16 protein-coding genes are annotated in these 14869 nt (G+C 65.5%); 10 read left to right on the top strand and 6 right to left on the bottom strand.

Annotated elements, in window-relative coordinates; all coding sequences use genetic code 11:
• Nucleotides 1–74: 74 nt before the first annotated feature.
• The 3 genes from MTX21_RS26825 to MTX21_RS26815 are packed head-to-tail and all read left to right on the top strand — an operon-like array spanning nucleotide 75 to nucleotide 1578.
• Entirely contained in the window at nucleotides 75–806 is a 732-nt protein-coding gene (locus MTX21_RS26825; RefSeq protein ID WP_280967669.1) for a heme ABC transporter permease, read from the top strand.
• A complete protein-coding gene (gene ccmD / locus MTX21_RS26820; protein WP_280967668.1) occupies nucleotides 803–988 on the top strand; it encodes a heme exporter protein CcmD in 186 nt (61 codons plus the stop codon). The genes MTX21_RS26825 and ccmD overlap by 4 nt, the downstream gene beginning before the upstream one ends.
• The gene (locus tag MTX21_RS26815) at nucleotides 985–1578 is read left to right on the top strand and encodes a DsbE family thiol:disulfide interchange protein (RefSeq protein WP_280967667.1); all 594 of its coding nucleotides are present in this window, start codon (nucleotides 985–987) and stop codon (nucleotides 1576–1578) included. The genes ccmD and MTX21_RS26815 overlap by 4 nt, the downstream gene beginning before the upstream one ends.
• 107 nt (nucleotides 1579–1685) lie before the next feature.
• Here MTX21_RS26815 and MTX21_RS26810 read toward each other — a convergent pair whose 3' ends face one another.
• Nucleotides 1686–2288: a septation protein A gene (locus MTX21_RS26810; protein WP_280967666.1), complete on the bottom strand. Its 603-nt coding sequence runs from the start codon at nucleotides 2286–2288 to the stop codon at nucleotides 1686–1688.
• Nucleotides 2289–2429: 141 nt separating this feature from the next.
• Entirely contained in the window at nucleotides 2430–3374 is a 945-nt protein-coding gene (gene ftsY / locus MTX21_RS26805) for a signal recognition particle-docking protein FtsY (RefSeq protein WP_280967665.1), read from the bottom strand.
• A gap of 58 nt (nucleotides 3375–3432) precedes the next feature.
• Here ftsY and MTX21_RS26800 point away from each other — a divergent pair, with 58 nt between their 5' ends.
• Nucleotides 3433–4134 carry an RNA pseudouridine synthase gene (locus tag MTX21_RS26800; RefSeq protein WP_280967664.1) on the top strand — a complete coding sequence of 234 codons (702 nt, stop codon included), beginning with the start codon at nucleotides 3433–3435 and terminating at the stop codon, nucleotides 4132–4134.
• A gap of 104 nt (nucleotides 4135–4238) precedes the next feature.
• A complete protein-coding gene (locus MTX21_RS26795; RefSeq protein WP_280967663.1) occupies nucleotides 4239–5348 on the top strand; it encodes a DUF2336 domain-containing protein in 1110 nt (369 codons plus the stop codon).
• Nucleotides 5349–5653: 305 nt separating this feature from the next.
• Here MTX21_RS26795 and mtaB read toward each other — a convergent pair whose 3' ends face one another.
• Nucleotides 5654–6907, bottom strand: coding sequence for a tRNA (N(6)-L-threonylcarbamoyladenosine(37)-C(2))-methylthiotransferase MtaB (gene mtaB / locus MTX21_RS26790; protein ID WP_280967662.1), 1254 nt, complete (start codon nucleotides 6905–6907; stop codon nucleotides 5654–5656).
• Complete coding sequence (gene dapF / locus MTX21_RS26785) at nucleotides 6907–7782, bottom strand: diaminopimelate epimerase (RefSeq protein ID WP_280967661.1); 876 nt, start codon at nucleotides 7780–7782, stop codon at nucleotides 6907–6909. The genes mtaB and dapF overlap by 1 nt, the downstream gene beginning before the upstream one ends.
• A gap of 247 nt (nucleotides 7783–8029) precedes the next feature.
• On the opposite strand from dapF, the gene MTX21_RS26780 reads away from it, so the two are divergent.
• Together MTX21_RS26780 and MTX21_RS26775 are read left to right on the top strand one after the other, a co-directional pair.
• The gene (locus tag MTX21_RS26780) at nucleotides 8030–8770 is read left to right on the top strand and encodes a GyrI-like domain-containing protein (protein WP_280967660.1); all 741 of its coding nucleotides are present in this window, start codon (nucleotides 8030–8032) and stop codon (nucleotides 8768–8770) included.
• Nucleotides 8771–8775: 5 nt separating this feature from the next.
• Entirely contained in the window at nucleotides 8776–9492 is a 717-nt protein-coding gene (locus MTX21_RS26775) for an SIMPL domain-containing protein (protein ID WP_280967659.1), read from the top strand.
• 218 nt (nucleotides 9493–9710) lie between these two features.
• Here MTX21_RS26775 and MTX21_RS26770 read toward each other — a convergent pair whose 3' ends face one another.
• Nucleotides 9711–10775, bottom strand: a complete 1065-nt coding sequence (locus MTX21_RS26770; protein WP_280967658.1) for an MBL fold metallo-hydrolase — start codon at nucleotides 10773–10775, stop codon at nucleotides 9711–9713.
• A 465-nt stretch (nucleotides 10776–11240) separates the two neighbouring features.
• Between MTX21_RS26770 and ffh the strand changes: the two genes are divergently transcribed.
• The 3 genes from ffh to rimM all read left to right on the top strand — a co-directional run bounded on the left by ffh (nucleotide 11241) and on the right by rimM (nucleotide 13793).
• On the top strand, nucleotides 11241–12797 hold the full coding sequence (gene ffh, locus MTX21_RS26765; protein WP_280967657.1) for a signal recognition particle protein: 1557 nt from the start codon (nucleotides 11241–11243) through the stop codon (nucleotides 12795–12797).
• Nucleotides 12798–12938: 141 nt separating this feature from the next.
• Nucleotides 12939–13271 carry a 30S ribosomal protein S16 gene (rpsP, locus tag MTX21_RS26760; protein ID WP_280967656.1) on the top strand — a complete coding sequence of 111 codons (333 nt, stop codon included), beginning with the start codon at nucleotides 12939–12941 and terminating at the stop codon, nucleotides 13269–13271.
• 9 nt (nucleotides 13272–13280) lie between these two features.
• Nucleotides 13281–13793 carry a ribosome maturation factor RimM gene (gene rimM / locus MTX21_RS26755; RefSeq protein ID WP_280967655.1) on the top strand — a complete coding sequence of 171 codons (513 nt, stop codon included), beginning with the start codon at nucleotides 13281–13283 and terminating at the stop codon, nucleotides 13791–13793.
• A gap of 6 nt (nucleotides 13794–13799) precedes the next feature.
• Here the strand turns inward: rimM and MTX21_RS26750 are convergent, their stop codons facing one another.
• A complete protein-coding gene (locus MTX21_RS26750; RefSeq protein WP_280971164.1) occupies nucleotides 13800–14711 on the bottom strand; it encodes a LysR substrate-binding domain-containing protein in 912 nt (303 codons plus the stop codon).
• Nucleotides 14712–14869: the final 158 nt, after the last annotated feature.

Here is a 14869-nt window from a genome sequence, read left to right as displayed (position 1 = left end):
TTGACCCCGATCAACTTTCGCTGCCCCCTTTCGTGCTCATTGCCTGAGCGGCCACCTGTGATTATCAGGACATCATGACGCTGATCGACCTCGCCAATCCGACGCGGTTCCTCGCGCTGACAGCGCGCGTGCTGCCATGGCTTGCGGCTGCAACCGTCGTCCTGCTCACGCTCGGTCTCTATCAATCCGCCTTCGCGCCCGACGACTATCAGCAGGGCGCGACCGTGAAGATCATGTTCATCCACGTGCCCAATGCCTGGCTGTCGATGTTCGTGTGGGGCGTCATGAGCGTGGCCTCGCTCGGCACGCTGGTGTGGCGGCATCCGCTCGCCGACGTCGCCGCGAAAGCGGCAGCTCCCATCGGCGCCGCCTTCACCTTCCTCGCGCTCGTCACCGGATCGCTGTGGGGCCGGCCGATGTGGGGCACCTATTGGGAATGGGACGCGCGGCTGACCTCGGTGCTGATCCTGTTCCTGATGTATCTCGGCCTGATGGCGCTGTGGCGCGCGGTCGAGGATCCCTCGCGCGCGGCGCGCGCCGCCGCCGTGCTGACGCTGGTCGGCGCGATCAACCTTCCCATCATCAAGTTCTCGGTCGACTGGTGGAATACGCTGCATCAGCCCGCGTCCGTGATGCGCATGGGCGGCTCGACGCTCGATCGCGCGTTCCTCATTCCGCTGCTGGTGATGGCGGTCGCCTTCACGCTGCTGTTCGTCACGCTGCATCTGGCGGCGATGCGCAACGAGATTTTGCGCCGGCGCGTGCGCTCGCTGCAGATGATGCAGGCAAGCCAGAAGGCTGCATGACGATGTCGCTCGGCCCCTACGCGTCCTTCATCGTGATATCCTATGCCGCAGCCGCCATCGTGGTCGCGATGCTGATCGGCTGGGTGATCATCGACCATCGCAACCAGACCCAGCGCCTGCGCGAGCTCGATCGCAGCGGCATCACCCGTCGCTCGGGGCGCAGCGCAACGGACAGGCCATGAGCGAGCCATCGACCTCCACCGCGCGGCCGCGCCGTACCTTCCTGATGGTGCTGCCGCTGCTCGTCTTCCTCGCCCTGGCGCTGCTGTTCTGGTTCCGGCTCGGCAGCGGCGATCCCTCGCGGATACCATCCGCGCTGATCGGACGTCCGGCGCCGCAAACCACGCTGCCGCCGCTCGACGGATTGCAGGACAATGCCGCGCAGGTGCCGGGACTCGACCCGGCGACGTTCAAGGGCAAGGTCAGTCTCGTCAACGTCTGGGCCTCCTGGTGCGTGCCGTGCCACGACGAGGCGCCGCTCCTGACCGAGCTCGCCAAAGACAAGCGCTTCCAGCTCGTCGGCATCAACTACAAGGACGCTCCCGACAATGCGCGCCGCTTCCTCGGCCGCTACGGCAACCCGTTCGGCCGCGTCGGCCTAGATGCCAACGGCCGCGCCGCGATCGAGTGGGGTGTCTATGGCGTGCCCGAGACGTTCGTCGTCGGGCGTGAAGGCACCATCGCCTACAAGCTGGTCGGCCCGATCACGCCGGAGAATCTTCGGACGGTGCTGCTGCCGGAGCTCGAGAAGGCGTTGAAGGCGGGAAGCTAGCCAAGACCGTCATTGCGAGGAGCGAAGCGACGAAGCAATCCAGCATCCCTCCGCGGAGACATTCTGGATTGCTTCGCTTCGCTCGCAATGACGAACTGAGAAAGACGTCAGCCCTTCCTCACATCCCCCGCCTCGGCCTCGCTCGCTTCCAGCGACACCGGCGCGAGGTGATAGCGCTTGGTCAGCGGCATCTGGGCGATGGCGAAGATCATGGTCAGCGGCGTCACGCCGAACACCTTGAAGTTCACCCAGAAATCCGTGCTCTGCGTGCGCCAGATGATCTCGTTCAGAACCGCCAGGCCGGCGAAGAACAGCGCCCAGCGCAAGGTGAGGATGCGCCAGCCCTGCGGGGTCAGGTTGAACATCTGGTCGAACATGATGGCGATGAAGGAGCGGCCGAACAGAAGGCCGCCGCCGAGGATCGCGGCGAACAGGCCATAGATGATCGTCGGCTTGACCTTGATGAAGGTCTCGTCGTGCAACACCAGAGTCAGCGTGCCGAACACCAGCACGATGACGCCGGTCACGATCGCCATGATCGGTATATGGCGCGTCACGACATAGGACGCGATCATCGCCGCCACGATCGCGATCATGAAGGCACCGGTCGCTGCGAAAAGGTTGAACTTCGCGTTCACGAAGAAGAAGACGAGCAGCGGACCGAGCTCGGTCGCAAGCTTGAACAGCGGATGCGGCTGGGTCTTGTCCATTACTTGCCCTTTGTTGCTGTCATCCCCCGCCTTGTGCGCAATTGCGCACTGGGGCGGGGGATCCAGTAATCCCTAGCGCCTCATCTTCAGCGGCGCGGCGTACTGGATGCCCCGCCTGCGCGGGGCATGACGAGAGAAAACCTATGACTCGATTCCGGCAATGGCGCGGGCGAAATCGCGCGCGGTGAATGGCGCGAGATCGTCGACGCCTTCGCCGACGCCGATGAAATGCACCGGCAGCTTGAATTTCTCGGCCAGCGCGACCAGGATGCCGCCGCGCGCGGTGCCGTCGAGTTTCGTCATCACGAGGCCGGTGACGCCGGCGGTGCGATGGAACGCCTCGACCTGCGACAGCGCATTCTGGCCGACGGTGGCGTCCAGCACCAGCAGCACCGCGTGCGGCGCAGTGGCATCGACTTTCCGGATCACGCGCACGACCTTTTCGAGCTCGTTCATCAGCTCGGACTTGTTCTGCAACCGTCCCGCGGTATCGATCAGGAGCACATCGATGCCCTGCTCCTTCGCCGCCGTCAGTGCGTTGAAGGCGAGGCTCGCCGAATCCGAGCCTTGCGCGCCGGCGATGACCGGCGTCTTGGTCCGTTCGCCCCAAACCTTGAGCTGCTCGATCGCGGCGGCACGAAACGTGTCGCCGGCGGCCAGCATCACCTTGCGGCCTTCGGAGGCGAATTTCGCCGAGAGCTTGCCGATGGTCGTGGTCTTGCCGGAGCCGTTGACGCCGACGACGAGAATGACGAAGGGATTTTTGCCCGCATCGATCTCGAGCGCCTTCGCCACCGGCGACAACACCTTCTCGACTTCGGTGGCAACGACGTCCTTCACCTCGTCTGCCGAGATCGCCTTGTCATAGCGCCCGGTGCCCACGGCGTCCGCGATCCGGACCGCGACCTCGGTGCCGAGGTCGGCACGCAGCAGCACGTCCTCGATGTCGTCGAGCATGGCGCGGTCGAGCTTGCGCTTGGTGACGAGATCGGCGACCGCGGTTCCGAGCGAGGACGAGGTGCGCTTCAGCCCGTTGGAAAGGCGGCGCCACCAGCTCAGCTTGGGGGTATCGGTGGTATCGTTCATGGTGGCGTGTTAGCCGTTCCGGCTCCCAAACGAAAGTCTTGACCGAAAGTCCTTATCCTTGCTCGATGTTCCCGAATTGACTGCCGACGAAATCCTGGCGCGCGTGCTGCACCGTGACGGGTTGATGCTGGTCATCGACAAGCCGGCGGGCCTGCCGGTGCATCGCGGCCCCAAGGGCGGGGCGAACCTGGAAGCCTCGTTCGATGCGCTTCGTTTCGGCCTGCCGCGGCCGCCGGTGCTGGCCCACCGGCTGGACAAGGACACTTCCGGTTGTCTCGTGCTCGGGCGCCATCGCAAGGCGACGGCCTCGCTGGGATTGCTGTTCAAGCACGGCAAGATCGGCAAGACCTACTGGACCGTGGTCGAGGGCGGCCCCGCCGAGGACGAAGGCATCATCGACATGCCGCTCGGCCGCCTCAATGCCGAGCGTGGCTGGTGGCAGAAGCCGGATCCCGAGGGACAGAAAGCGGTCACGACCTGGAAGGTGATCGGCCGGGGCGCAGGCCTAACCTGGCTCGCCATGGAACCCGTCACCGGCCGCACCCATCAATTGCGCGTGCATTCGGCCGCGAGCGGCTGGCCGATCGTCGGCGATAACATTTACGGCAACGGTCCGCGCTTCGGCGAGCCGCGCCTGCATCTGCATTCCCGCGAGATCGTGGTGCCGATCTCGCGGAACAAGGAGCCGGTCCGCGTGGAGGCGCCGGCGCCCGCCCATATGCACGAGCGGCTCCGCGTCTGCGGATGGAATGGCGAATAGCTGCGCCCAGGCGCATGGTTTACGAAACGTTCAGCGCTCGCCGCTAATGATAGCGGTTGCTCAGAACAAGCTTCCGTAATTCCGCTCAGGACGAGCAGCGCGTGATGCCCAAGGCCCAGCTATCGATCATCAACGAGGTCGAATCCGCAATTCGGTTTGGCTCGGCGGAAAAGGGCCTGGAAACTGCCCGGCGCGTCACCGACCTGTTCCTGTCCTGCGCCGGCAGTTTCAGCGACGAACAGATCGCGCTGTTCGACGACGTGCTCGAGCGCCTGATCGGCACCATCGAGCTGCGCGCGATCGCCGATGTGGCAGCGCGCATCGCGCTCGCCGAAATCAGCACGCAGCTTGCGCCGATCGCGCAGGCACCGCCATCCGTCATCCGCCGCCTCGCCAGCAATGACGAGATCCGCATCGCGGGTCCCGTGCTCCAGGAATCCGCACGTCTCGACGATGCCGAGCTGGTGAAGATCGCGTCGACCAAGGGCGAGCCGCATCTGCTCGCGGTCGCCGGCCGCTGGTGGCTGAAGGAGATCGTCACCGACGCGCTGCTGGCGCGCCGCTATCCGAGCGTGAGTCGCAGGCTCGCCGCCAATCCCGGCGCGCGCGTCTCGGGAGCCGGATTTTCCGTCATCGTCGGACAGGCAGAGGCCGATCCGGAACTGGCCGTGAGCGTCGGCGTCCGCGTCGACCTGCCCTCGGAACTGCGGCGCCAATTGCTGCGCTCGGCGAGCGATGCGGTTCGCACGCGGCTGTTGTCGCGCGCGCCGCCGCATCTGTTCGAGGAGATCCAGAGCGCGATCGCAGCCGTGACCTTGGGCGTCGAGCGCGAGATGTCGGGCATCCGCGACTTCGAAGGTGCCAAGCGCGCCATCGCAAACCTCAAGGCGACCGGCCGGCTCAGCGAAGGGACGCTGCTCGGCTTCGCCACGCAGCGGCGCTATGAGGAGACCGTGGCGGCCCTGGCGGCGCTGGCCGAGTCTACCGTCGAGGTCATCCGCCCGCTGATGCAGAGCCTGCGCGACGACGGCCTGCTCGTGCCGTGCCGCGCAGCACAACTCAGTTGGGAAACCACCGCCGCCGTGCTCGAAAGCCGCTACGCCACCGGCGCGATGAAGCCGGCGGATCTCACAAGAGCGCAGGGCCATTTCGCCCGCATGACGCCGGAGAACGCGCGCCGGACGCTGCGGTTCTGGCAGGTAAGGGCGTTTTAGGGGTGTGCAAGGCGCGCACGCTATCGCCGAATTCACGGCGTCGTCCTGGCGAAAGCCAGGACCTATTACCCCAGGGAGTAGTTTGGCGAAGACTCGTCGTTCGGGACTCCCGCCATACGTGACGGATAGATTCCGCGGTATCGGTCCTGGCTTTCGCCAGGACGACGTTGGGGGGCAGGCGGTCACCAAATTGACGGTGTCATCACCCGCGAAAGCGGGTGATCCAGTATTCCAGAGACAGTGACGAGATGCGGAGAAGCCGCGGCGTACTGGATCGCCCGGTCAAGCCGGGCGACGACAGCGGATTATATAGTCAGCCGCTCGCCATCGCTGCCGGCGATCCTGAGCGGCACGACGCTGCCCACCCGCTGACCCGCAACCGCCACCGGCAGATAGTGCTCCGTGCGGCCCTGCCCCTCGCTCTCGATCAGCACGTCGCGCGTCGCGCCGAGCTCGGCTTGCAGCCGCTGCCGCAGCGCCGCTTCGCCGGCGGCACGCAGCCGCCGCGCGCGATCCTTGATCTCGGCGCCTGCGACCTGCGGCATGCGCGCGGCGGGCGTGCCGGGGCGCGGCGAATAGGGGAAGACGTGCAGGAAGGTGAGACCGCATTCTTCGACGAGGTCGAGCGAGCGCGAGAACATCTCTTCCGTCTCGGTCGGAAAGCCTGCGATGATGTCGGCGCCGAACGCGATGTCCGGCCGCAGTCGGCGCACCTGCTCGCAGAACCTGATCGCCTGTTCGCGCGAATGCCGCCGCTTCATGCGCTTCAAAATCATGTCGTCGCCGGATTGCAGCGACAGATGCAGATGCGGCATGAGGCGCGTGTCATCGGCGATGGCATCGAGCAGATCGGCATCGGCCTCGATCGAGTCGATCGAGGAGATCCGCAGCCGTTTCAGCTCCGGCACGTGCCGCAAAATCTGCTTGGTCAGCATGCCGAGCTTCGGCGCGCCCGGCAGGTCGGCGCCATAGCTGGTCAGATCGACGCCGGTCAGCACGATCTCGGCGCGGCCGCGCGTGACCAGCGCCCGCACCTGCTCGACCACGGCGCCCATCGGCACCGAACGCGAATTGCCGCGGCCATAGGGAATGATGCAGAAGGTGCAGCGATGATCGCAGCCGTTCTGCACCTGCACGAATACGCGCGGCAGGCCGGCGGCAAAGCCGTCGATGAGATGCGGCGCCATCTCCTTGACCGTCATGATGTCGCTGACGGCGATCTTTTCACTGGCGCCGATGTCGAAAGCATCGCGCGTCTCGCGCCAGGCCGACGCGCGCATCTTGTCGTCATTGCCGACGACGCGATCGACCTCCGCCATGTCGGCGAACATCGCAACCTGCGTCTGCGCTGCGCAGCCGGTGACGACAATCCGCGCTTGTGGCCGCTCGCGCTTCAATTTGCGGATCGACTGGCGCGCCTGCGCCACCGCCTCGTTGGTCACGGCGCAGCTATTGATGACGATGGTATCGGAAAGACCCGCGCCTTCCGCCTCGCGGCGGATCACCTCGGCCTCAAATGCATTGAGGCGGCAGCCGAAGGTGACGACGTCGACGGCCATCACGTCACCGGCGCGAACAGCGCCGGATCGAAAGTGCCCTCATATTCGAAGGTCGCGGTGCCCGTCATCAGCACGTGGTCGTCGCGCTCGCGCCATTCGATGCCGAGCTTGCCGCCCGGCAGCGTGATCTCGACGCTGCGGTCGGTGCGCTTCAGCCGTGCCGCGGCGACCGCCGTCGCACAGGCCGCCGATCCGCAGGCCTTGGTCAGGCCGGCGCCGCGCTCCCAGGTGCGGATCGTGATGTGGTCGCGATCGACGATATGGGCGAGCGTGATGTTGGCGCGCTCGGGGAAGATCGGGTGATTTTCCAGCAGCGGACCAAAACGCCCGAGATCATAGGCATCGACGTCGTCGACCCAGAAGATCGCGTGCGGATTGCCCATGCTCACCACTGACGGCGAATGCAGGATTGGGTTATCGATCGGCCCGATCTGCAATTCGATGTAGCGGGTATCGCGAAACTCTTCCGCGAGCGGAATGTCCTGCCAGCCGAACTTGGGCGCGCCCATGTCGACGGTATAGAGATCGGGCGCCGGGCCCTGCCAGCAATTGAGCAGCCCGGCGCGGGTCTCGAACGTCGCCGTAGTCTGCCCGGTCTTCTCGAAAATCCGGCGCACCACGCAGCGCATGCCGTTGCCGCAGGCGCCGGCTTCCGAGCCGTCGTTGTTGTAGATACGGATAAAGGCTTCGGTGCCATCGAGCCGCGGCTTCTGGAGCACCATGAGCTGGTCGTACGGCACGCCGCCGTTGCCCGAGGCCACCGCGCGGGCATCATCCGGCGTGACCGCCGACGCAGCATCGCGCATGTCGACAACGACGATCTCATTGCCGATGCCATTCATCTTGGCAAATGCGTGGTTGGCCAGCGCGCTCATGAAAATTCCCGAATTTCGCCCGCCTTATATGGCGATCCTTGGCGGCTTGGCCAGTGATTTGCTGCGGATGGCCAAGGCGCATCTGCCATGACGCATCTGTCATGGGACGAATTCGGCGCTCGCGTGTTAGAACGGCGGCCTTCGCGCGAACCGGGGCGCGCGGCATGGCGCACAGCCGGGTTAAGGCCTTGGTGGGCAAGGTCTTGGCGGGTCAGGCCTTGGCTGGCCGGATCTTGGGGAGAATGAAATGAATCGCTTTTGTCGTCTCGCTCTAGCCGCGCTGATCCCGGCAGCGGCCATGTCGTTTGGCCTGTCCGCCGCCTCGACCGATTCCTTGGCACAAACCCCGAGCCCGGCACCGGCCGCATCGGCGAGCCCGTCACCGGCGCCATCGGCTTCGCCCTCCCCGGCCGTAAGCGCCTCGCCCGCACCCATGGCAACACCGTCGTCGCCAGCCGCCGGCGCTTCACCCGCGCCCAGCCCGACGGCGCCGCCCGCCGCGGCCGCCCCGGCCCCGGTGCAGACCGCCGACCCCTTCGGCCAAGAGACCACGCTCGAGGCGAAGAAGGTCGTGATGGTCAAGGGCACTGCCAATTGGGATTCGGCCTTCGACACCCTGATCGATGCCTTCAAGGCGCTGACCGCGCTGCTCGACAAGCAGGGCATCAAGCCGGCGGGCAATTCGATGATCGTCTATACCTCCACCGACGACACCGGCTTCACCTTCCTCGCCGAGATCCCGGTCGATCAGGATCCGAAGAACCTGCCTAAGGACATGAGCGTCGGCAAATCGCCGGAGGGCAAGGCGCTGAAATTCGTCCATCGCGGTTCCTACGACAACATGGACAACACCTATGAGGCGATCACCAATCACCTCGACGACAAGAAGCTGGAAGCCAAGGACACCTTCATCGAGGAGTACCTCACCGATCCCCTCAAGACGGCGGAGGACAAGCTCGTGATCAATGTCTACGTACCACTGAAGTGAGACCGATGAAAAAGCCCGCCGCGCTGACATCCGTTCTAGCCGCCGTCCTCGCCACCACGCTACTGAGCGTGCCGGCCTGCGCCGACGATTTCCCGTCCGTGATCTCGGTCAGCGGCGAAGCCTCGGTGTCCGCGGCCCCTGACCTCGCGCAGCTCGACGCGGGCGTCGCCAATGACGCCAAGACGGCGAAGGAGGCCGCCGACGCCAACAACGCCGCGATGGGCAAGGTGCTGCTGGCGCTGAAGGGCGCCGGCATTGACGAGAAGGACTATCGGACCTCGCGGCTGTCGCTGCAGCCGCAATATGCGCCGAACCGATCCAGCGGCGCCTCGCCCGTGGTCGGCTTCCGCGCCAGCAATCGCGTCACCGTCAAGATTCGCGACGTGACGAAAGTCGCTGGCATCATCGACACGCTGGTCAGCGCCGGCGCCAATGACATCGGCAACATCTCCTTCGAGGTGACCCAGGCCTCGAAGCTGCTCGACGGTGCCCGCGAACAGGCTGTGGCCGATGCCCGCCGCAAGGCCGAGATCTACGCCAAGGCCGCCGGCGTCACGTTAGGCGCGCCGCTCAGCGTCTCCGAAGGCGGCGGCCCGGTGCCGCTGTTCAAGGGCCGGATGGCCACTGCGCCGATGGCCGCCGCGCCGGCCGCCGTTGCGCCCGGCGAGGAAACGCTGACGGTGACGGTGAATGTGAGCTGGGCGATCAAGCCGGGGCAGTAAAGCGCTCGCAAGAGGCACACTGCCGCAACAATATCAGTGTCGTCCCGGCCGAGTGCGCAATTGCGCACGGGGGCCGGGACCCATAACCACAGGAAGTGGTTGTGGCGCGAAGCAGATAACCCCGAGACTTCGCCAAACAGAATCCTGTGGTTATGGGTCCCGGATCTGCGCGCGCTTGAGGCGCGCTTGTCCGGGACGACGAGTCTTTACGTGGAGAGTTAAATCTCCACCACCTGCCCCGGCTTCATCGCCACGAACCGCTCCTGCGGAATCTTCGCTGCATCGAGCGCCTCGACCAAAGCCTTGGCCGGCGCGTCGATCGCTTCGTCGGTGAGCTGGAACGTCCCGTGATGATGGCCGAGCGCGGCTTGCGCGCCGCAGTCCAGCAGTGCTTTCACCGCGTCTTCCGGATTCATGTGCTGGTCGCGCATGAACCAGCGCGGCTCATAGGCGCCGATGGGAAGGATCGCCAGACGTAACGGCCCGTGCGCCTCGGCGACGCGACGAAAGTGCTGGCCCTCGCCGTAACCGGAATCACAGACAACGTAGATCTTGCCGGCTGGCGTCTCCAGCACAAAACTCGCCCACAGCGCCTTGTTGCGGTCGAACATGCCGCGCGCCGACCAGTGCCGGGTCGGCACCAGCGTCGCGGTCAGGCCGCCGCCGAGCTCGACGCGATCGTGCCAGTCGAAGCCTTCCACCTTGATCGTGGGATCGGCGCCGCGCATCGTCACGTCATTGCCGAGCGGCGTGACCACGCGCGGGGCAAAGTTCTTGGCGAGCCGCGACAGCGTCGCGATGTCGAGATGATCGTAGTGCCCGTGCGAGACCAGCACGACATCGATCTTCGGCAACTTGTCAAAGGCGATGCCGGGATCGTTGTGCCGCTTCGGTCCGGCGAAGCCGACCGGCGAGACCCGCATCGACCAGACGGGATCGATGAGGATGTTGAGGCCGCCGGTCTGGATCAGCCAGCTCGCATGGCCGACGAAGGAGAGCCGCACCCTGTCGCCGTCGACGCGCGCGGGCGGCGTGTCGGCGTAGGGGCTCGGCGCCCAGTCCGGCCACGTCGCGCGCTGGCGCCCGCCGCCGAACTGCCAGCGGAAAACCTCCGCAAGCGACTTTGGCGGCACGCCGTCGGGATCAAAGAAATGCAGACCATTGAAATGGTCGGAGACGGGTCCGTCATAGGTTTTCATGCGAGACATCCAAAGGGATGGAATGCCGACCAGTGCGCCGGCCCCGGCGAGCAGTCCAAACAGGCGGCGGCGGGTGATCGGCACGGGCGGGCTTTAGCGATGATAACGGAGATAGGTCATCACCGGCTATATGGGCGGAGCTCCGGGAATTGGAACCCGCCACCAAAAGAACTATATTTTCAGAGCGTTACCCTACCAAATGCGCTTTGGCGCCCTAACTTTCCTTGACTTTTGGGCGTGAGCGGCGTTTAACCCCGCGCACTTTCTCGGAAAGGCTTTCTTTTCGACCCGCCGACTGGTCCTGGAGGCCAGAGGTCAACGCCCGACAGCGCTGTGCGCCCTCGGGCGCAAAGGTGTTTGGAATAACGTCTTGGGGCAATGCGCCAAGGCACATTGAGGGTCATCACCCGCGAATGCGGGTGATCCAGTATTCCGGAGGCAGCTCGGCTTGAACCGAGAAGCCGCGGCGTACTGGATGCCCCGGTCAAGCCGGGGCATGACAGCGGTGAACGAGGCAACCCTGCGCGAGCAGGACAAGGGACAACGGCATTGTTCGACAATCTGTCGGAAAGGCTTGGCGGCATCCTCGATCGTCTGACGGGGCGCGGTGCGCTGACCGAAAAGGACGTCGACGCCGCGATGCGCGAGGTGCGCCGCGCGCTGCTGGAAGCCGACGTCGCGCTCGAAGTGGTGCGCAGCTTCACCGAACGCGTGCGCGAGCAGGCAATCGGCGCCACCGTCGTGAAGTCGGTGACGCCCGGCCAGATGGTGGTCAAGATCGTCCATGACGAGCTTATCAACACGCTCGGCGCGGAAGGCCAGACCATCGACGTGAATTCGGTGCCGCCGGTGCCGATCATGATGGTTGGCCTCCAGGGCTCCGGCAAAACCACCACCACCGCAAAGCTCGCCCGCCGCCTCGTCCAGCGCGACAAGCGCAAGGTGCTGATGGCCTCGCTCGACGTCTACCGCCCGGCGGCGATGGAGCAGCTCGCCGTGCTCGGCCGCGATCTCGACATTCCGACGCTGCCGATCGTCGCGGGACAGCAGCCGCCGCAGATCGCCAAGCGCGCGCTCGAGGCGGGCAAGCTCGGCGGCTACGACATCGTGCTGCTCGACACCGCCGGCCGCACCACGCTCGACGAAGAGATGATGGCGGAGGCCGCGGCAATCAAAGCCGCCGCCGATCCGCATGAAGTGCTGCTAGTGGCGGACTCCCTTACCGGCCAGGACGCCGTGAATCTCGCCCGCTCGTTCGATCAGCGCGTCGGGCTGACCGGCATCGTGCTGACTCGCGTCGACGGCGACGGCCGCGGCGGCGCCGCGCTGTCGATGCGCGCGGTCACCGGCAAGCCGATCAAGCTGATCGGCACCGGTGAAAAGACCGATGCGCTGGAAGATTTCCATCCCGACCGTATTGCGGGGCGCATCCTCGGCATGGGCGACGTGGTATCGCTGGTCGAGCGGGCTGCCGCCAATATCGACGCCGAGAAGGCCGCGCGCACCGCCGAGCGGATGCGCAAGGGCCAGTTCGACCTCAACGACATGCGCGAGCAGCTTTTGCAGATGGCCAATATGGGCGGCATCAGCGGGCTGATGGGCATGATGCCCGGCATCTCCAAGATGAAGAACCAGATCGCGGCCGCCGGCATCGACGACAGGATTTTGAAGCGCCAGGTCGCAATCATCGACTCCATGACGCGCGAGGAGCGCCGGCACCCCGACCTTCTCAAGGCGAGCCGCAAGAAGCGCATCGCCGCCGGAAGCGGCCAGAGCGTCGAGCACGTCAATAAGCTGCTCAAGATGCACCGGAACATGGCCGACGTGATGAAGGCCATGGGATCGGGCAAGCGCGGCCCGCTCGCCGGCATCGCGCAGGCGATGGGGTTTGGCGGCGGCATGAAGATGCCCTCGCCTGAAGAGATGAAGGCGCTGCAGGAGAAGATGCAAGGCGCGGGCGGTGGACAGGGCTTGCCCAACCTGCCGAAGGATTTGCCCGCGGGCCTGCGCCAGGGCCTACCGAATGTGCCGGGGCTCACGGGCCTCAGCAACAAGCCGACCCTTCCCGGACTCGGCGGCTTCCCCGGACTGGGGAAGAAGAAGTGACGTCACTCTCTCGCCTCGTCATTGCGAGCGAAGCGCAGCAATCCAGAAACGCTTCCGCGGAAACGCTCTGGATTGCTTCGTCGCTTCGCTCCTCGCAATGACGTACCGAACTTTGAATTAACAGCTACTCAGGAGACCAACATGTCCGTCGTTATCCGCCTCGCGCGCGCAGGCACCAAGAAGCGCCCGGTCTATCACGTCGTCGTCGCCGACTCGCGCTTCCCGCGCGATGGCCGTTTCATCGAGCGTCTCGGCTATTTCAACCCGCTGCTGCCGAAGGACAACGAGACCCGCCTCAAGCTCGACATGGACAAGGTGAAGTCCTGGCTCGCCAAGGGCGCGCAGCCGTCGGACCGCGTGATGCGTTTCCTCGACGCCGCCGGCGTCAAGAAGCGCGAGGCGCGTAACAACCCGCAGAAGGCCGTGCCGCGCAAGGAGCGCAAGGCGCAGGCCGAAGCCGCCGCGAAGGCGTAAGGCTAGCCCATGCCGGCGCTGGTCTGCGTCGCGCGGATCGGCGCCGCGCATGGTGTGCGCGGCGCGGTCAAATTGTGGACCTTCACCGAGGATCCCTTTGCCGTGCGGCGCTATGGTCCGCTTGTCACCAAGGACGGCAAGCGCCAGTTCGAGGTGGCGCAGGCCCGCGAGGCCAAGGATCATCTGGTCGCGACGTTCAAGGGCGTCACGACCCGCGATGAGGCCGAGCGGCTCAACGGCATCGAGCTCTACGTCGCGCGCGAAAAACTGCCCGCGACCGATGAAGACGAATATTACCACACCGACCTGATCGGGCTCGCCGCCGTCACCACGACGGGCGACGCGCTCGGCCGCGTCGTCGCGATCCATAATTTCGGTGCCGGCGACATCATCGAGATTGCGCCGCCCAAAGGCGCGACGCTGCTGCTGCCGTTTTCCAATGCGGTGGTGCCCGAGGTCGACCTTGCAGGCGGCCGCGTCGTGATCGCGCTGCCGCAGGAGATCGAGGGCGAGGAGCGCTAACGGCCCTCAGCCCGTGCGGCGCCCCTGCTGCTCGAGCCAGTCGCAGAACACGGCGCGATGCGGATCGTCGTCGCGCCCTTCGGGGAAATACGCAAAGTAGCTGCGCGCCGGCAGGCTGATCCTGGGAAACGGCGTCACCAGACGCCCGGCCGCGAGATCGTCGGCAATCAGCGCCGTCGGTCCCATGGCAACCCCGAGGCCGTCGAGCGCAGCCTGGATCGTCAGATAGAAATGATCAAACGTCAGCGACGCCGCGGGCTCGAGCGACGGCTGGCCTGCATCGGTCAACCAGTCGCGCCATAATCGCGGCATCGACGAGACGTGCAGCAGGGTGTGGCGCGCGAGATCAGGGACATCCGCCAGCGGAAGCTGCTCGAGCAGTGACGGACTGCACACCGGCAACCTGCGTTCGGACAGCAGGAAGCGCGATGCAAAGCCGTGAAAACTGTCCGGACCACCGCGGATCACCACATCGAACGACTCGGGCAACGCATCCAGCGGATCGTTTGACGTGGTCAGGCGGACCTCGATATCGGGATGCTCGGCACGAAACCGGCTCATGCGCGGAAGCAGCCAACGCAGGCTGAACGTCGCCAGCGCATTGACGCGCAGCACGGCCGCCGGCGGCTCACCGCGCCGCTTGCGATGCTGCTGCACGGCCGCCGAAATGCGATCGAGCGCGGGACCGAACTCGGACAAGAGCGCCGCGCCGGCCGGCGTGAGCACCACCCGCCGCACCGATCGCCGGAACAGCGCCGGCGCGCCCAGCCATTCCTCCAGGAGACGAACCTGCTGGCTGACCGCACCATGGGTCACACTGAGCTCGACGGCGGCTTCCTTGAAGCTGCCGAGCCGGGCGGCGGCCTCGAAGGCACGGACCGCGTTCATGGGCGGCAGGCTGCGACGTGGGACGAACATGAGCATGCACCAGATTTTCTAACTCATGATCCGATTATTACTGATTTGTGACGAGCGCTGAAAGCGGTCCATATTGAAAGCAAGCCATTTGGATTGCTTCTCTTTCCCTATCCGCGGATCCGCATGTCGAAACTTCGTTTCTCAGATTTTCTGTCTCG

This window comes from Bradyrhizobium sp. ISRA430 (assembly GCF_029909975.1).
Taxonomy (GTDB): Bacteria; Pseudomonadota; Alphaproteobacteria; order Rhizobiales; family Xanthobacteraceae; genus Bradyrhizobium.
The sequence above is the reverse complement of the archived record's forward strand: the minus strand, read 5'-3'. Positions and strand labels throughout refer to the sequence as shown.

Coding starts and splice junctions, on each gene's coding strand:
- mtaB (WP_280967662.1), bottom strand. CDS start 6,907: ATGGCCGTCGACGTCGTCACCTTCGGCTGCCGCCTCAATGCATTTGAG.
- MTX21_RS26780 (WP_280967660.1), top strand. CDS start 8,030: ATGAATCGCTTTTGTCGTCTCGCTCTAGCCGCGCTGATCCCGGCAGCG.
- MTX21_RS26775 (WP_280967659.1), top strand. CDS start 8,776: ATGAAAAAGCCCGCCGCGCTGACATCCGTTCTAGCCGCCGTCCTCGCC.
- rimM (WP_280967655.1), top strand. CDS start 13,281: ATGCCGGCGCTGGTCTGCGTCGCGCGGATCGGCGCCGCGCATGGTGTG.
- MTX21_RS26810 (WP_280967666.1), bottom strand. CDS start 2,288: ATGGACAAGACCCAGCCGCATCCGCTGTTCAAGCTTGCGACCGAGCTC.
- ccmD (WP_280967668.1), top strand. CDS start 803: ATGACGATGTCGCTCGGCCCCTACGCGTCCTTCATCGTGATATCCTAT.
- ftsY (WP_280967665.1), bottom strand. CDS start 3,374: ATGAACGATACCACCGATACCCCCAAGCTGAGCTGGTGGCGCCGCCTT.
- MTX21_RS26795 (WP_280967663.1), top strand. CDS start 4,239: ATGCCCAAGGCCCAGCTATCGATCATCAACGAGGTCGAATCCGCAATT.
- MTX21_RS26815 (WP_280967667.1), top strand. CDS start 985: ATGAGCGAGCCATCGACCTCCACCGCGCGGCCGCGCCGTACCTTCCTG.
- rpsP (WP_280967656.1), top strand. CDS start 12,939: ATGTCCGTCGTTATCCGCCTCGCGCGCGCAGGCACCAAGAAGCGCCCG.
- MTX21_RS26750 (WP_280971164.1), bottom strand. CDS start 14,711: ATGTTCGTCCCACGTCGCAGCCTGCCGCCCATGAACGCGGTCCGTGCC.
- MTX21_RS26825 (WP_280967669.1), top strand. CDS start 75: ATGACGCTGATCGACCTCGCCAATCCGACGCGGTTCCTCGCGCTGACA.
- dapF (WP_280967661.1), bottom strand. CDS start 7,782: ATGAGCGCGCTGGCCAACCACGCATTTGCCAAGATGAATGGCATCGGC.